At 59.3% G+C, this 16996-nt stretch carries 14 protein-coding genes; 5 read left to right on the top strand and 9 right to left on the bottom strand.

The features are described from left to right. The first annotated feature begins 47 nt into the window (after positions 1-47). From A7X77_RS26560 to A7X77_RS26545, 4 genes are all read left to right on the top strand, one after another. Positions 48-962, top strand: coding sequence for a LysR family transcriptional regulator (locus A7X77_RS26560; RefSeq protein WP_064685830.1), 915 nt, complete (start codon positions 48-50; stop codon positions 960-962). A gap of 158 nt (positions 963-1120) precedes the next feature. Further along, the gene (gene ppc, locus A7X77_RS26555; RefSeq protein WP_064685829.1) at positions 1121-3874 is read left to right on the top strand and encodes a phosphoenolpyruvate carboxylase; all 2754 of its coding nucleotides are present in this window, start codon (positions 1121-1123) and stop codon (positions 3872-3874) included. An 87-nt stretch (positions 3875-3961) separates the two neighbouring features. Beyond that, the gene (locus A7X77_RS26550; RefSeq protein ID WP_064685828.1) at positions 3962-4924 is read left to right on the top strand and encodes a C-terminal binding protein; all 963 of its coding nucleotides are present in this window, start codon (positions 3962-3964) and stop codon (positions 4922-4924) included. Between the two features lie 21 nt (positions 4925-4945). Beyond that, positions 4946-5941 carry a phosphotransferase family protein gene (locus tag A7X77_RS26545; protein WP_064685827.1) on the top strand — a complete coding sequence of 332 codons (996 nt, stop codon included), beginning with the start codon at positions 4946-4948 and terminating at the stop codon, positions 5939-5941. A gap of 105 nt (positions 5942-6046) precedes the next feature. Here A7X77_RS26545 and A7X77_RS26540 read toward each other — a convergent pair whose 3' ends face one another. The 9 genes from A7X77_RS26540 to A7X77_RS26500 all read right to left on the bottom strand — a co-directional run bounded on the left by A7X77_RS26540 (position 6047) and on the right by A7X77_RS26500 (position 15504). Next, positions 6047-6598 carry an NADPH-dependent FMN reductase gene (locus A7X77_RS26540; RefSeq protein WP_064685826.1) on the bottom strand — a complete coding sequence of 184 codons (552 nt, stop codon included), beginning with the start codon at positions 6596-6598 and terminating at the stop codon, positions 6047-6049. A 53-nt stretch (positions 6599-6651) separates the two neighbouring features. Further along, positions 6652-7770 (bottom strand): alcohol dehydrogenase catalytic domain-containing protein, encoded by a 1119-nt coding sequence (locus A7X77_RS26535; RefSeq protein WP_197486901.1) that lies wholly within the window; start codon positions 7768-7770, stop codon positions 6652-6654. Positions 7771-7874: 104 nt separating this feature from the next. After that, entirely contained in the window at positions 7875-9089 is a 1215-nt protein-coding gene (locus A7X77_RS26530) for an amino acid ABC transporter substrate-binding protein (RefSeq protein WP_197486898.1), read from the bottom strand. Positions 9090-9169: 80 nt separating this feature from the next. Next, positions 9170-10171 carry a VOC family protein gene (locus A7X77_RS26525; RefSeq protein WP_064685824.1) on the bottom strand — a complete coding sequence of 334 codons (1002 nt, stop codon included), beginning with the start codon at positions 10169-10171 and terminating at the stop codon, positions 9170-9172. A gap of 97 nt (positions 10172-10268) precedes the next feature. After that, positions 10269-11585 (bottom strand): phosphopyruvate hydratase, encoded by a 1317-nt coding sequence (gene eno / locus A7X77_RS26520; RefSeq protein WP_064685887.1) that lies wholly within the window; start codon positions 11583-11585, stop codon positions 10269-10271. 63 nt (positions 11586-11648) lie between these two features. Further along, positions 11649-12227 carry a cupin domain-containing protein gene (locus A7X77_RS26515; protein WP_064685823.1) on the bottom strand — a complete coding sequence of 193 codons (579 nt, stop codon included), beginning with the start codon at positions 12225-12227 and terminating at the stop codon, positions 11649-11651. Next, positions 12217-12924: an ABC transporter ATP-binding protein gene (locus A7X77_RS26510; RefSeq protein WP_064685822.1), complete on the bottom strand. Its 708-nt coding sequence runs from the start codon at positions 12922-12924 to the stop codon at positions 12217-12219. Before A7X77_RS26510 ends, A7X77_RS26515 begins: the two co-directional genes overlap by 11 nt. After that, positions 12914-14656: a branched-chain amino acid ABC transporter ATP-binding protein/permease gene (locus A7X77_RS26505; RefSeq protein ID WP_064685821.1), complete on the bottom strand. Its 1743-nt coding sequence runs from the start codon at positions 14654-14656 to the stop codon at positions 12914-12916. Before A7X77_RS26505 ends, A7X77_RS26510 begins: the two co-directional genes overlap by 11 nt. Positions 14657-14658: 2 nt before the next feature. Beyond that, on the bottom strand, positions 14659-15504 hold the full coding sequence (locus A7X77_RS26500) for a branched-chain amino acid ABC transporter permease (RefSeq protein WP_245293799.1): 846 nt from the start codon (positions 15502-15504) through the stop codon (positions 14659-14661). Positions 15505-15870: 366 nt separating this feature from the next. On the opposite strand from A7X77_RS26500, the gene A7X77_RS26495 reads away from it, so the two are divergent. After that, complete coding sequence (locus A7X77_RS26495) at positions 15871-16872, top strand: LacI family DNA-binding transcriptional regulator (RefSeq protein WP_064685819.1); 1002 nt, start codon at positions 15871-15873, stop codon at positions 16870-16872. Positions 16873-16996: the final 124 nt, after the last annotated feature.

The following is a 16996-nucleotide window of genomic DNA, read 5'->3' as shown; positions in this document are numbered from 1 at the left end:
GACAAAGCGAGCTTTACTCATCGCCCTATGAGCTCTAGTAATAGCCAATGGCAAACCTCTCTCGAAAACTCCTTCCCTCGACCTCCGCTCTCGCAGCTTTCGATTCCGTCGCGCGGCTGAACACCTTCTCTGCGGCGGCTGAGGAACTTTCCCTGACTCAGGGAGCCATCAGTCGGCAGATTGCCGGATTGGAAGAACAACTGGGCGTTTTACTATTCGAGCGCACCAGCCGCGGCGTCATTCTCACAGAGGCCGGCGCTGATTATGCGCGGGCTATCGCCAACGCTCTGGCGGAAATCCGCTCCGCTTCGCTGCACGCCATGACCAAACAGCATAATGACCAACTCAATCTCGCCATCCTGCCAACATTCGGCACACGCTGGCTGATGCCACGCATTCCGCAGTTTGTCGCCAGACATCCGGAGATCACGTTGAACTTCGCAACGCGCATAGGAATGTTCGATTTCGACCGCGACGACATCGATATGGCGATCCATATCGGCCAGCCTGATTGGCCGGGTGCGGAAAGCACCTTTCTCATGGAGGAGATGGTGGCACCGGTCGCGTCACCGTCTTTTCTGAGTTCGCATTCCATATCGACGCCTGAAGATCTGCTTCGCCTTCCGTTGTTGCAGATGGCGTCCCGTCCGGGTGCGTGGAGCCATTTTTTCGAGAGCCTCGAGGTCAACGGCACCCCATCGCAGGCCATGCGGTTCGAACAGTTCAGCAACGTGGCCCAAGCCTGCATTGCCGGCCTGGGGCTCGCCCTGATGCCGCTTTTCCTCATCGAGACCGAACTTGCGAATGGCCAGCTTGTTCAAGCCTTTCCGCATCAGGTCAAAAGCCCCAGCGCCTATTATGCGGTCGCCCCACTCGGCAGGAAGGATTTCCGTCCTGTCGCGGCGTTTCGCGCATGGCTTCTGGAAGAAGTCGCGCGTTACCAGAAAGGCATTGCCGATTGATGCCAATGCGGTTGCAATAGCAGCCTGTAACGCACCCATTCGACCGTTCACGCATGCCCGATTGCACGCGTTCTTGACACTTCAGCCAAATCCTGTCAGTCTATGCTAACGTTAGCACAAGGAATAGGCATTTGCATCTTCAATCGAGGACAGCAGGCATGCAGGGAAGACGCCTGACGGCCAGAACCTTGGTCAAAGACGTTCAGCTTCTCGGCCGACTGTTGTGTGAGGCTATTGAAGCCAGCGACGGGAAAGAGGTCCGCGAGATTGTGGAACAGGTCCGCAGTCTTTCGTTGACAGGCCGCAGAAAGACCAGCGCGGGTTTGAACGACAATCTTGCTCCCTTCTGCGCTGACATGCCTCCGCGCACTCTGAAGCGCGTGGTCCGCGCGTTCAGCCAGTTCTCTCAGCTCGTGAACATCGCAGAAGACGCTCATCACGCCCGAGTGCAGCGCCTCAGCATCGTCGATGGCGAACCCGCCATGCCGGGGACGGTTGCCAGATCGCTTTCCGTTCTGGCTGCCGCCGGGATAGAGGCGGAAGCAGTCCGCAACCTGCTTTTTGAAGCTGTGGTCTCGCCTGTATTTACAGCACACCCCACCGAGGTTCGGCGCAAAAGCGTTATCGACATCGAGCAGGAGCTTGCACGATGCTTGAGCCGGTTCGACCAGGCCGGCCTGACTGCGCAGGAGGTGGATCGATATCAGCAGGATTTGGAAAGAGCGACGACGACCCTTTGGCAAACGAACAGCTTGCGAGGACGGAAACTGCAGGTCGTGGATGAAATCCTCAACGGCCTGTCCTATTATGACAGCACGATTTTCCACGTTATCCCGGAAGTTTATGAGGATCTCGAAAATCAACTTCGAGGCTCACCCTGGAGGTTTGGCCAGGACGCGCTGCCGCCATTCCTGCGCATGGGTTCCTGGATCGGCGGCGACCGGGATGGCAACCCTTATGTCAATGGCGAGACCCTGCGGGAGGCGCTCCGGCTGCATAGCGAGAGGGTTTTTTCCTTCTATCTCGGCGAGCTGCACAGCCTTGGCGCCGAACTTTCCTTGGATGATCGGTATGTAAAGGTCTCGCCGGACCTTCAGCGCCTCGCCACTGACTCTCCCGATAGATCGGAGCAGCGCCGGCACGAGCCATATCGCCTGGCGATCTCAGGCATCTACGCTCGCCTGGCGGCTACGGCCCGCAAATTCGGCAGCACGGAATTGGTTCGCGAGCCTGTAGCCGCCGCCTCTTCCTACAGGAGCCCCGCCGAATTCTCCGAAGACCTGGCGACGATCAGCAAATCCCTGATAACCAATGGCGCAGAAAAGATCGCCGCTGGAAAACTGCGCAGCCTCCAACGCGCCATAGAAGTCTTCGGCTTTCACCTTGTCAGCCTCGATTTGAGACAGAATTCAGAGGTTCACGAGCGTGTAGTTCATGAGCTTTTCGAGAAGGTGCGCCCCGGAACAGGCTACGAGGCGCTCGCCGAGAACGACAAGATCCGCTTGCTCACCGAGGAACTACGGTCCTCCCAGCTGCTGGTTACACCGCTTAAGACCTATTCGGCCGAGACCATGTCGGAGCTTTCCGTTCTGCGTGAAGCCGCCGAAGCCCATAAGCGCTACGGCCGCGCCAGCGTCCCGAATTACATTATCTCGAAGGCCGGAAGCCCTTCCGACCTTCTGGAGGTCATGGTTCTGTTCCGGGAGGTGGGGCTGTTCCGGCCCGATGAACCAGAAGCAGCTTCCGTCAACATCATACCGCTGTTCGAGACGATCTCGGACCTTCGAAGGTCGCATGAGGTGATGCGGACAGTTTTGGCCATCGAAGCCTATCGGGCGTATCTGGGCGCACTTGGCCGCAAACAGGAGATCATGCTCGGCTATTCCGACAGCAACAAGGATGGCGGTTATCTGACTTCGGGATGGGAACTCTATAAGGCAGAGATGGCCTTCATTCAGCTCTTTGAACGTGAAGGGATCCGCCTCAGCCTGTTTCACGGCCGCGGCGGTTCCGTCGGCCGCGGCGGCGGCCCAAGCTATGAGGCCATCACCGCCCTGCCCCCCGGCGCCGTTGCCGGCTCGATCCGGCTGACCGAGCAAGGCGAAGTGATTGCAGCGAAATATTCCAATCCAACACTCGGTCGCCGAAATCTCGAACTGCTTATCGCCGCGACGCTGGAAGCGTCTTTGCTGCCTTCCGACGCACAAGAACCGGATCCCGACTATATCGGCGCCATGGAGGAGCTGTCCAACCTGGCTTTTGGTATCTATCGCTCGTTGGTCTACGAAACCGAGGGATTTGAAGAGTTCTTCTGGGAAACCACGATCATCGGCGAAATCGCAAAACTGAATATTGGCAGCCGCCCGGCCTCACGCAGCTCGTCTCGACGCATCGAAGATCTCCGCGCGATACCCTGGGTGTTCGGCTGGTCGCAGAGCCGTATCATGCTGCCGGGCTGGTTTGGATTTGGCTCGGCCGTCAGACAATGGCTGTCCGGACAACCGGACGGGTTGCGGACCCTTCAAAGGATGCATCGGGACTGGTCCTTCTTCCAGACGCTGATCGCGAACATGGAGATGGTGCTGGCCAAAACCAACATGGCGATCGCGGCGCGGCACGTGGACCTCGCTCCTGACGCATCCGCGCATGAGAAGATCTTCGCACGCATAAAAGACGAATGGGAGGCGACAACGGCTGCCCTGCTCGGCATAACCGATCAGGCCTCGCTCCTGGAGAACAATCCGGCGCTGAAACAGTCGATCCATCATCGCTTTCCATGCCTCGATCCGCTTAATCACATGCAGATCGACCTTCTTCGCCGCCACCGTGCCGGAGAACGAGATCAGGACACCGAAGAAGCCCTGCACCTGACAATCAACGGAATTGCCGCCGGCCTACGAAACAGCGGGTAGCCAACCGCCAATGCGGATCGCATACACCTTTTTTCTTGACCTCGGTGAAACTATTGCGCTAACGTTCGCACAAAATGGGAGGAAATCATGACACGGACCGTGCTGTTGACGGACTACGCCTGGCCGGATGACAAGGTGGAGCGGGAGGTGATCGAGAGGGCTGGATTTGTCCTCATCAGCGGCCCTGCCGAGCCATTGCCCTCTGCCGAGATCGACGCTTTGGCTGCAGAGCATCGGCCGCAAGCGATCCTGACTTGTTGGGCCCGGGTCAGCGAGAGGGCCATCGCTGCATCTCCCAATCTCAAGATCGTCGCTCGCCTCGGTGTAGGCCTGGACAATATTGCAGTCGATGCGGCGACCGAGCGAGGAATTTGGGTCACCAACGTTCCCGACTATTGCGTCGCAGAAGTGTCCGACCACGCAATCGGTTTTGCAATTGCCTGGGCCCGCGGACTGCTCCACTTTGATCGCGAAGTTCGCGAAGGCCGCTGGGATCCCGCTTCGGCAAATCTCCGCAGGCTTTCGGAGCTGAGTTGCGGCATCATTGGCTTCGGTCGCATCGGCCGCGCGACGGCAGCAAAGATGCAGGCGCTGGGATGCCGCGTAGTGGCGCATGATCCCCATGCCTCCAATGTCCCCGCCGATGTGGAGCTTGCCGACTTCGATACGCTTCTGGCCAAGAGCGATATCGTCATTGTCCATGCGCCGCTTTCGCCGGCGACGCGTCATCTGATCAACAAAGACGCCATCTCGAAGATGCGTCGCGGAAGTCTGCTTATCAACGTCAGCCGAGGCGGCGTCGTGGATACTGCCGCTGTAATCGAGGGCCTGGCGTCCGGCATTCTGAGCGGTGTCGGCCTTGATGTGCTCGAGGATGAACCACACGTGCCGGCGGAGCTGATCGCTCACCCCGGCGCGATGATCACGCCGCATGTCGCCTTCTCCTCGGATGCTTCGCTGATCGAACTGCGTCGCCGGGCCGCGGAGGAGGTCGTCAGGGTTCTCTGCGGAGAGATGCCCGAACAAGCCCGCAACAACCCCGGCCGCTAACGCAGCAAGGACAATGGTTTTATGTCTGTAGCCGAGACGACGATTTTCGACGATTTCTTACTGAAGAGCGGCCTGAAGAGCACTTCCGAGGAGGCGATCTACAAGCCCCTGACGGGTGGTGTTTCCTCAGATATCTACCGCGTGGAGCTCCCTGGCCGGCTCATCTGCGTGAAACGCGCACTGGCCAAGCTTAAAGTATCTGCCGATTGGCAAGCGCCGGTGTCGAGAAATGTATACGAATGGAACTGGATTTCCTTCGTGGCGGAGCATTTCCCTTCTGCCGTTCCGAAGCCTCTCGCGCACGACGAGTCGTGTGGTATTTTCGCAATGGAGTTTCTGCCCAGCGACGAGTATCCGCTGTGGAAGACCAGCCTGCTTCAAGGAAGCGTCGACCGAATGGCAGCAGAGGTCACGGGCCGGCGGATCGGACAGATCCATTCCGTCAGCGCCCGCACATCGGGCTTATCGGACAAATTTGACTCTGGACCGAATTTCTATGCGCTCCGGCTTGAGCCCTACCTGGTGGCGACTGCCGCCAAACATCCCTTCGTCAGCGATCGCCTTGCCGAGCTAGTTCAGCGCACGGCCGAAACAAAGCTGGCGCTTGTCCACGGCGACGTCAGCCCGAAGAACATCCTGCTGGGCAAGAACGGACCTGTGTTCCTGGATGCCGAATGCGCCTGGTTCGGTGATCCGGCTTTCGACCTGGCCTTCTGCCTGAACCATCTGTTGTTGAAGAAGATCGTAGCGGAAAAGGCGGCATCTGAGCTCGCATCGTCATTTTCGGATTTGACCGCAGCCTACATGGATCAGGTCGATTGGGAGGATCGGGACGCTCTCGAGGCTCGGGCCGCAAGCCTGCTGCCCGCACTCTTCCTCGCCCGGGTCGACGGCAAATCGCCCGTCGAATACATAACCGAGGAATGCCAGCGCGAAGCTATCCGCAAAGCCGCCATCCCGTTGATCGCCTCGCCTCCGCAAAAGCTCGCTGACCTGGCGCAGGCCTGGTTTTCGTAAGTAAGCCAGGCGTTTCGGGAGCGGCACCCTTTCCACTTCAAATGAAAATGAAAAAGCCACCGCGCTGTGTTCGCGATGGCCGATGAAGTCTTGCTCTGCTGCGGCTCAGAACCGGGCGACCCAGCCTTCGAACGCAATCAGGAAGCTCTCGATGAACTTCTGGGTTCCTTCATTGAGGAATACCCCATGGTCGCCCACCAATTTGTCGGCCGTGCTGAGGTAAACTTCAGGCTGGGGCATGGTCGGCACGTTGATGTTGGTCAGGATAACCCGGAGCTGGAGGGCTGCGGCAGCGCCGCCAATGAGACCGGGAGAAGCCCCGGTCACCGCACCGGGCTTATGATCCCATACGCTTTTCCCGAACGGTCGAGAGCCGACTTCGATCGCATTCTTCAATGCCGCGGGTACGGATCTATTGTATTCCGGCGTCACGAAGATTGCTCCGTCGCAAACCTTGATGCGCTCGCGGAAGGTCGTCCATTCCACCGGCGGCGTTTCGGTCTCGAGGTCCTGGTTATAGAGCGGAAGGTCGCCGATCGGTACGATTTCCAGGTTCAGCCCATCGGGCGCTACTTTCTGCATTGCACGGGCAAACTTCAGGTTGACCGAAGCCTGACGAAGGCTTCCAACCAGGACCGCGATATCTTTCTTGGACATGTTCTCTCTTTCCGCGTGAGGGCGGCGCCGGTCGCAACCGGCGCCGGTGATTGTTATTGGTAAGCGGCAGGAACCGGAGGAATGACCACATAGTTGCTGAAGCCGCCATCGCGTTCGCCGATGCCGGAGATGGCTTCATTCACCCGCTCGAGCGGATAGATCTTGTGCTCGAGATAGGAGAGATCGAGCGCGCCGGTGCGGACCATGTCTGCCATCTCCTGCCCCTGGGCAGCGCTGAACCAGTTGGAGCCGATGAGCTGAACCTGCTCGTCCATCAGCCACTTCACGTCGACCGGAACATCTTCCGCGACACCACCAACGACAACCACACGGCCGCCTCGACGAACGCCGCGCATGGAGTCCACCACAGTCGTAGCGGGAGCTCTCGCCCCCAGCGCACTGATGACGAAATCCACTCCCTCGCCGCCGGTCTGAGCCTTCGCCCATTCTCCGGTCGAGCCTTCACCGAGCATAATCGTATCGATGCGGTCGGGAGCGATGGCCTTTATGCGGTCCATCAGTTCCTTGTTTCTGCCGGTGCCGAGAATTTTGGAGAGGCCCATTGCAAGAGCGAGCTTGGTGGCCGCGACGCCGAGCGTGCCGGTAATCCCGTCGATGAGGCAGACCTGGCCGGGCCCGGCCTGTGCATTCTTCAGGGCGCCGTAGGATGTGCCGAGGTAGCCGAAACGGCCGGCCTGTTCGAAGCTGAGATTGTCCGGCAGGCATACGAGAGAATATTCCGGGGCAGTCATGTACTGGCTGAAGCCGCCATAGGGATAAAGATCGAAGATCCTTTGACCATCACGGCTGGTGCTGAAGTACCCATTCAAGGTGTAGTAGCGGCATTGGCTGCGGTTGCCTGACCGGCACGCCTTGCAGGAACCACAGGACCGCAGAGGGCTGACATAGACACGATCGCCAATCTTGACATTGGTGACCGCCTCGCCGACTTCGGCGACGACCCCGGCCGGATCCAGGCCGAACACTGCCGGAAACTTCGGCAGCGGCTGGTGGGGAAACCAGGTTGGCCAATTATTGATGACGTTGGCCATGTTGGGCACGATACCGCAAGCCCTGACCTGCACCAGGACGTCGTTGGGCCGGGGTGCGGGAACCGGAATCTCATCCAGCGACATCGGCTGATGCAGAGCATGCAGCCGAGCAGCGATCATAGTTTTAACCATTAACTCCTCCATGGGACATCGGTCGGACCGTGCCCGACCGAATGCATTTTTTTAGTTTCAGACAGGTGCGCTGCGGTGCCGAGCGGCATTCGTCAGGGGACCAGGAACTCCTTTCCAGCCGGTCGGAAGTCCGCCGGCCAGACAGTCACCCAGTCCTTCCCCTGAACCTGCTTGAGCTTTGTCGATGGCTTCCCAGCATTGAACTTGCCGTCGAAAGTCCTTGGCCCGACGACCGTCTCGACCGCATTCGAGCGCAACCATGCAGCCATCGCGGCGTCGTCCAGCTTCCCTGCCCCTTCGGCTGCTGCCGCAAGGATTTGCCACGCAGCATATTCGACGGCGGCCTGATATTCGGTGCGCGGATAGGGGAAGCCTGCCGCCTTCGCCTTACTGCCATAAGCGCTTACGAACTCCTGGGCGCCGTGATACTTGAGGAATGGTTCGTGCTCTTCGAACCAGGTCAGCGAGGTCAAGCCATTCGCTTTGGGGTGGGCTGCGGTCGGGCCGGGTGCCGGGAACAGGTAGAACTGGTTCCTTGGTTGGTAATCGATCCGGCTCATGGCATCGAGAAGCTGCACTGCCTCCATACCGATCGCACCGGACCACAGCAGATCCGGATCAGCCGCTTTGATGCGGTTCGCGATTGCGCCGAAGTCCTTCGTGCCGAATTCATATTCGAGGTCCAGCACGCTTTTGATGCCCCGTTGCTCCGCGACCTGCTGACCGCCCTTGGCGATCGTCAGCGCGGACGGGAATTTGCTGGTGACGAAGGCGATCGTCTTGGGAGGGGTCGGCAGGCTGGCATAGGCATCGAGAACGACCTCGGTGTCGGTCAATTGCGGCTCGGCCCCGATCGGAAGAGAGGGGAACTGCAGCGGATAGGGTGCCAGGCTTGGGTCGCCAAGGCTGCTCTGCACGAGCACCTTCTTGAAACGAGCGGCAACACCCATGGCTGCGATAATCGAGGAGGTGCCGTAAGGCCCCATCAGGAGATCGACCTTATCGGCCGTCACCAGGCGCTCATAAAGCGTGCGCGCATTGGCGGGAAGCGATTGATCGTCGAGAAGGACGAACTCAACCTTCCGTCCGAGAATACCGCCTTTGGCGTTGATCTGTTCGACGAACACCTCGGCCGCAAGCTTATGGATTGCGCCGACGCCCGCAAGCGGACCGGTCAACGGCAGCGTTCCGCCGACGCGGATCGGACCCTCCTGGGCGAAAACTCTAGGCATCGAGCTGAAAGCTGCCACAGCGGCTGCAGAGCCGAGAAATGCACGTCTATTCAGTTTGATGGAATTTGCACTCATCTCATCCTCCCAAGTGCTTCCGGCATGTCATCGCGCTTACGAGTCTCGTAGCGCGTCAGTCTCTTGCCCGGCGGCAGGTCTCAGCTCTTTACGAGCCCTTCTGCGTAGCGTTCCAGCGTCATCGGGTTCGGCATTTTCTCGGGATGCTCCAGTGGCACTCCCGTAAATTCGCTGGCCTCGAAGAACCACTTCGAGACGGCTGGCATCCCCCAATGCACGTTGGTGCTTAGGGATGCCGCGTCCCAGCGAATAGGCTCCAATTCCGCATCTATCGTGGTGTAGTGATTGTTGAAGAACTCCACCCGGTGTCCATCGGGATCGCGCAGATAGACGAACAGGACTCCCGATGGGCCATGACGCCCGGGCCCGCGCTCAACGCTGTCTCCATATCCGTAACGGCTGGCAAAGTCGCACACGGCGAAGATGTCGCTGCTTTCGGGAACTGTATAGGCAAAATGGTGCAACTGCGGGCCGATGCCAGGCACCAAGGCCAGGTCGAGGCAGACACCTTTGCGATACATGAAGTTCGCAATAAGAGTGTCGCCCGCTGCTATATATTCCGAAGTCCGAAAGCCGAGTTCGCCGTAGAACGCGCTCAGAGCCAGCGGATCGGCAACCATGATCTGGCAATGGTCGAGGCCCTGGGCTCGAGCCCCACGATGTTCGTGCACGGCGAGAAATTTCCGCGGATGGACGCTCATGCTGGAGCAAAGCTCGATGCGAGCGCCCGAGGGATCACTGACAAGCAGCGTGCGGCCCTGATTTCGAACCTCGACCCACTCCGCCGGAAGGTCCCTCTCCTCGAAGAAGACCTTGGCCTTGTCGAGATCCTCCTCCAGGAACACCCGGTACCCGATCCGCCTGCATGTCGGCTTGCCGCCAGTGGGTGTGAGCACGAGGCTGTGATGGCAGGCCTCGGACAGTCCGCGGAGGTAGGAAACACCGTCCGCGAATTCTGTTTCGACGAGGCCGCCGATATTGACATAGAAATCTCGGCTGCATCCCACATCATTGACTTCAAGCACGACGTGACTGAAGCGCGTGATGTTGAAGGGAGGCTTCAAATTAACAGCCGGAAGCATGTTATCCTCGTTTGGTTTTGCTAACGTTAGCATAAAAGGGCCGGGTATTTTGTCAATGCCTGTTTTGCCAAGACGCGCATACGGCCCATCAAAAATCCTAGCCTACGGCGGCAACGGCGGCCGGCCTTTCAGCCAAGTCTAGCGCCGACCAGCCAGCGAACGAAGCTTCTTTTCCAAGCGCCTCCTCAATCCGAAGAACCTCGTTCCACTTGGCCATTCGCTCGGAGCGGGAGAACGATCCGACCTTGAGCTGCTTGGCATCCCAGCCGACCGACAGATGGGCGATCGTCACATCTTCCGTCTCCCCGGATCGCGCCGAAACGATCGTCCGAAAGCCCGCCTTCTTGGCAACGGAGAGCGCCTCGAAGGTCTCGGTGATGGTACCGGCCTGGTTCGGCTTGATCAGAACAGCGTTGGCGCTTTTATCCTTGATCGCTTCGCTTACCCGCGCCGCGTTCGTCACGAAGAAGTCGTCGCCGATGATCTGGCATCTGGAGCCGTAGCGGGCGGTGAATTCCTTGAAACCGTCCGCATCGTCCTCGGCGAGCGGGTCCTCGATGGAGACGATCGGGTAGGCCTTCAACCAGCCGCCGAGCATGTCGATCATCTTGGCCGTATCGAGCTGCCGATCCTCCAGTGCTAGCGAATACTTGCCCTCTCGGCCGAATTCGGAAGCCGCGATATCAAGCGATATCGCGACCTCACCGCCGGGCCTCAGACCGGCAGCCTCAATAGAACGCACAAGGGCATCGAGAGCCTCTTCATTGCTGGTGAAGGCTGGCCAGTAACCTCCCTCGTCCGCCACGCCCTGAAGTTTGCCGGCGCGTTTCATGAGGTCGCCCGCAGCGCGATAGACCTCGGCAGTCCATTCCAAGGCTTCCGAGAAAGTCGAGGCGGCGGGGCACATGATCATGAAATCCTGGACGTCTACCCGGCGCGCCGCGTGCGCTCCGCCACCGAAAATCTGGATTTCCGGCAGTGGCATGGTTATGGCGTTGCCGGAGCCTGCGAGATACCGCCAGATCGGTTGATCGGCCGCAGCCGCTGCGGCGTGAAGCAGCGCCATCGACGTTGCGACCGATGCATTTCCACCCAGTCTGCTCCGGTTCGGTGTGCCATCGAGCTCAATAATCGCGCGGTCTAGCTCGGCTTGATCCTTGGCATCGCGGCCAACCAGCAGTTTGGCAATTTCCCCGTTGACGGCGGAGAGGGCCTTGTTGATGCCCAAGCCGGCAAGGGCGCTGCCGCCATCGCGTAGATCGAGAGCTTCGCCGGTGCCGGTCGATGCGCCAGCCGGGGCAATAGCCCTGCCCGTGGCACCGGAGGCGAGCTCGATTTCTACCTCAACGGTGGGCCTGCCACGGGAATCCCAGACGCGACGGCCCTGCACTTTTCGAATTTCGGTGTTCATCATGTTCAGCTGGTCCACAAAGTCAGGTTGAAATATTGGATCATCGAGGCTCATAGGCCGTCATCGTTAATCCGTCGTATCGGGGGTCCGTGCGCCAACCAGCACCACGGCGATGGTTGCCGGCCTGTCGCTTTTGTTTCGCCAGGCGTGGCGTGTGCCGTTCTGCACGAAGGCGTCGAACTGGACCAAGCGGGTCTCATTACCATTGTCGAGCTCCATCCAGATCTCGCCGTCGAGAACGATGCCATAGTCGACGGTAGGCGTTTGATGTTTGCCATCCGGCTCGAAACGTTCGGCCAAGCCGGGGCTGACCGCAAGGTTCTCCGCCATAGCCGCCGGACCATCGAAATCCGGAGACATAAAAACGGAGTCTGGTGGGAACGTTAGCACTAAAAAGCGCGTTTCGCCCGGCTCAGGAACGAAGCTCGTCACCAGCGGAGTTGGATCGGTTCCGTTGAATGGAACTGCCGTTGAAGCCGAGGTCGACCAGACCATCCGCGACACCAGTCCGGGAACCGTCCTGAATATGTCGGTGCGCGGAACAGCGCCGTCCTCGGCGAACCTGGCAACACCCTGACTGCCGTGCTCCGTCACGACGCGCCTTATATGCACGGGAACACTCCCGCTCGATTTTTCAGATACCAAGATAGGCCTCCCTGATGCTTGGATCATTGATGAGAACTTCGGGCGCTCCGGAGGCCGTCACGCGGCCTTGCTCGATCACGTAGGCCTGATGGGCAATTTCAAGCGCCTTGTTCACATTCTGCTCGACGAGCAGCACGGCTACGCCCCGCTCGTTGATCATCTGGACGATTTTGAACATTTCTCCGACGATCAAAGGCGACAGCCCGAGCGACGGTTCATCCATAAGAAGCACGCGCGGCTTGGCCATCAGCCCGCGGCCGATCGCAACCATTTGCTGCTGCCCACCCGATAAGGAGCCGGCCAGCGAATCCTGGCGCTCTTTCAAAACAGGGAAAAGCTGAAACACCTCTGCGAGCGTGGCATCGCGCTCCGCACGAGCCTGCGAGCGGTAGGCACCAAGCAACAGGTTGTCCAGGACCGTCATCGCTGTGAAGAGGCGCCGCCCTTCCGGGACCACGGCTATGCCGTAATCGCAGACCCGGTGGCTGGGCACTTTGGAAACGTCGTTGCCCTCGATGACGATCGTTCCCTTGTGCGGCCGAAGAATGCCGGCGATGGCATTTACCAGCGTCGTCTTTCCCGCTCCGTTCGGGCCGACGACCGAAACGATCTCGCCCGGCCCTACGCTGATAGACAGGTCCCACAGAGCGATCGCGTCTCCGTAGCCGACCTCGATCTTATCGACCTCAAGCAGCATGAGTGCCTCCCAGATATACGCTGACCACTGCCGGATCTCGCATCGTTTCGCCTGGATGCCCAAGCGCCAGTACCTTGCCTTGATCCAGCACTGCGACACGGTCCGCCAGTGCGACAACCGCACGCATGAGGTGTTCGACGAAGATGATCGTCGTGCCGCCGGATTTGATCCGCTTGATCATTTCGACCGCATGGTCAACCTCGGCCGGATTCAAGCCGCAAAGCACCTCATCGAGCAGGAGCAGACGTGGTTTTGCGGCCAACGCTCTGGCGAATTCGACAAATTTTCGGTCATGCAGGTTCAAGGCTTCCGGAAGCACGTCGGCCTTATCAGCCAGGCCGGTGAAGGCGAGCGCCTCCCTGGTGACAGCGTCGACCGCATCCACGCCCATGCCGTCTGCGCTGCCAAATTTCGCGCAGAGCCGAACATTTTCGAGGACGGTCAAATTATCGAACAGGCGCGGGATCTGGTAGGTACGCGCCACGCCCTGCTGCGCGATCAGATGCGGTGATCGACCGGAGATCTCCTCGCCTTCCAGCGTGATCTTGCCGGAGGTCATCGCGTAATGGCCGCTGATCATGTTGATCAGTGTGGACTTGCCGGAGCCATTTGGCCCGACCAGGGCGAGAATTTCACCCCGCCAGACGTCCAGGGTCACGCCGGTCAAGGCACGGATGCCGCCAAAGGACTTAGTGACATCCTCGCATTTGAGAAGCACCGGACCGGAACCTGCCGGGGCTGAAGGCGTGAACCGCGCAGCGGCCTGATCACTCGCCTCCTGTGCGCCAGCTCCGCTGCGCTTGTCGGCAAACCGACGGATAAGGCTGGGAACAATGCCGGACGGCAGCACCAGTATGACAATGATCAGCGCGAGAGCCACACCCGCACGGCCGAATTCCGCATGAGCGCCGCTGACGATGGCGCTTTGCAGCACGGTGATGATGACCGCGCCGATTGCAGGTCCAGCCCAATGGCGCGCTCCGCCGAGAATGCTCATGAGCACGACATAGAGAGGAACGGTCACCGCGAACGTCTCGCCAACCGTTACGTAGCCCACATAGACGGCGTGGATTGCACCCATTGCGCCTGCAAGCGCCGACGAGATCGCAAACGACATCAGCTTGTAGCGGAACGTCGGAACGCCTTTCACCTCTGCGACATCTTCATCGTCGTGGATTGCAAGCAGGCCCTGGCCGAACTTGCTGTGAAAGACGAAATAGGAGGACGCCAGCGCAGCAAGAGCCGCGATAAGCCCGAACATATAGAGGGAGCCAGACGCCGTCGCGCCGATCATTGGGATTTCGATTCCCGAGAGGAATACGCCCGTGCCCGAATCCAGCGCGGTGTTCGACACAATGGCCGCAATGACGAAGGTTACCGACAGCGTCAGCAGCGCGAAGAACTCGCCGCGCAGAGCTCCGGAGCGAAAGACCACCAAGCCAATCAGGACGGCGATCGCGGCCGCAAGCAGTGCCGCAGCAGGTATCGTTGCCACGAAGGGCCATGACAACTGCGTCGTCAGCGTGGCCGTTGTGTAGACCCCAATGCCGAAAAATGCGGCGTGACCAAAACTCCAGTAGCCGGTGTAACCGCTGAGGATGCCCCAGCTCGTAGCCAGGACGACCCAAAAGAAGATGATGTACAGGTAGGAAAGGTAGTAATCCGCCATTCCCAGGTAAGGCAGCGAGGCCAGGACCGCCACGACGGGTGCTGTAATTAGGAGCTTTTTCATGGTCAAATCACCGGTTTGCGCAGGAGGATGACGATGAGCACGCTGAATGCCACGAGCGGCGCCCAAGCGGGGTTCACGACGGACATGGTAAGGCTCTCGGCCACACCGATCAGCATTCCGGCGCCCAGCGCGCCAATAGGGCTGCCCAATCCTCCAATGATGGCGACAGCAAATACCACCCCGATCCAAGCCTCGATTTGAGATGGAGCCAGAGTTCCGATCAGGGCGATAAAGACCCCGGCGATCCCCGCCGTCGCCGAGCAGAGGCCAGCCAGAATGTATGACACGCGCGTGGAATTGATTCCGAAAGCCGACGCGACGGGAGCGTCATGGGCGGCGGCGCGCAATGCCTTGCCGAGCATTGTCTTGTTCAACGCGTACCAGGCCGCTCCGGCAAGCACCCCGGCGCAGGCAAACGCAGAAAGCTCCAATACGGGCACGAAGATCGGGCCGAGCCGTACGGTGGTCTGCGCATAGGGCGTTTCGTAGCGAAGGAAATCGGCCGACCAGATCCATTGGATCAACGACTCGATCAGGATTGTGACGCCGAAGGTCACCAGCAGAGAGGCGAATTCCTTCACCTTGAAGCGCACGAACACGCTGTGCAGCGCAATGCCGAGCGCGAAGAACAACGGAGCGATCAGAAGAGCGCTCAAATATGCCGGAACGCCATGGACCGTGCCGAGCTGGTAGGTCAAGTAGGCACCGAGGAATGCGAGCGCGAAGTGGCTGAGATTCACAAGCTTCAACAGGCCCCAGCTCAGGCTGAGACCCATCGCCAGCAGGCCATAGATTCCACCCAACAAGACGCCGCCAACAGCGGATTGCAGGAAAAGAGCGACGGTCATGAGGATCTACGTCCCTCTGCGGACATGATGATCAACGCCGGGAACACCAGAATATCCACGTTATGCCTCCTCCCGTTTGCGCTAACGTTTGCACAAACATTCGTCCCACAGTATGACCTTCATGTCAACGGCTTTAAAGAAGTTAATTGATCGTCAAGCGCCTCTGCGAGCGCAGAACCACCGGTGCGTTAAGCCCGTTCGAGAAGATTAAGCATCTGAAAGCTTTTTATTTTACATGGCGATTGGCCGCCGCGCCCGGGCGTCAGGGACGAAATTAAATGATTGCTACTTAAACGGTATGAGAGGTTTGACAACTGCGATGTCAGTGCTATCGTTGGCCAAAATAATCATTCCGAGCCAAGCACAATGGTAACGATTAAAGACATAGCGGCGATACTTCAAGTTTCCCCCTCGACCGTGGGCCGCGCTCTTGCCGACGATCGCCGCATCAGCGCTGAGATGAAGCGAAAGGTGAATGAAGCCGCAGCGCAAGCGGGGTACGTTGCCAATCGTGCTGCTCGCATGATGCGCGGGGTGCAGAGTAATCTCGTCGGGCTGATCGTTCCAGATATCCGGAACAGCTTTTATTCGACGATTGCCCACGCCCTCTCGCAGTGCCTTCTTTCGGCGAACTATCAGCTGACCTTGTGCGAAACCGATGACGACAGAATGCACGAGCTTCGCCACATCAAGGAACTAACGAGCGTCAACGTCGCCGGGATCATTCTGGTCCCTAGCGCAAAACCCCATCCCGATTCCGCGCGAATCCTGAAGATGACACCTCACATCCAATTGCTGCGAAGAGCACCGCTGCTCGGCGACCAATGGTTTGGGATTGATGACAGACGGGCGCTTTACGAGAGCACGGAACACATCATCAACGCAGGTCACAAACGGATTGCTTACATCGGCGGCACGGAAGAACTGCCCACCGGCGCAGCTCGCGTGCAGGGTTTCCGGGACGCGGTGAAAAGCTCCAGTCAAGCGATCACCGTGCATGAGGAGCTTGGCGCGCCCTCCTCGCCGGAATTCGGACGGGAGGCCGTGCGTCGCCTTCTTTCCCAAAAGGATCGACCGACGGCGCTTGTGATCGGCGCGGTGCAAAATACCTCCGGAGTCATTGACGAAATCCAGGACCAGGCCCTGAGCGTTCCCCGAGATATTTCGGTCGTCGGATTTGGTGATGAGCTTGGGTACCGATGGTGGGGTCCGGGACTGACGACGGTCCAATTGCCCGTTTCGGAGCTGGCAACCGCCTGCGGGCTTTGGTTCCTGCACCACCTTCAGAACAAGGGTGATCTCAGTAGGCCCTACAGCTTCATCTCTCCGCCCCACCTGGTCATCCGCGGCAGCACAGGCACTCCGTGAAAAGCCGGTGGCGGTCGATCTCTCGCAGCAAGCGGAATCAGAGAGAGGCGCCCGTCCCGTGACACGCACCTCTCTTCGATCGGCTGCGATTCATCCGCATCCAGGGCCGGACGCTGAAAGCTCT

The sequence above is a fragment of the Rhizobium bangladeshense genome, assembly GCF_001662075.1.
GTDB lineage: Bacteria > Pseudomonadota > Alphaproteobacteria > Rhizobiales > Rhizobiaceae > Rhizobium > Rhizobium bangladeshense_B.
The sequence above is the reverse complement of the archived record's forward strand: the minus strand, read 5'-3'. Positions and strand labels throughout refer to the sequence as shown.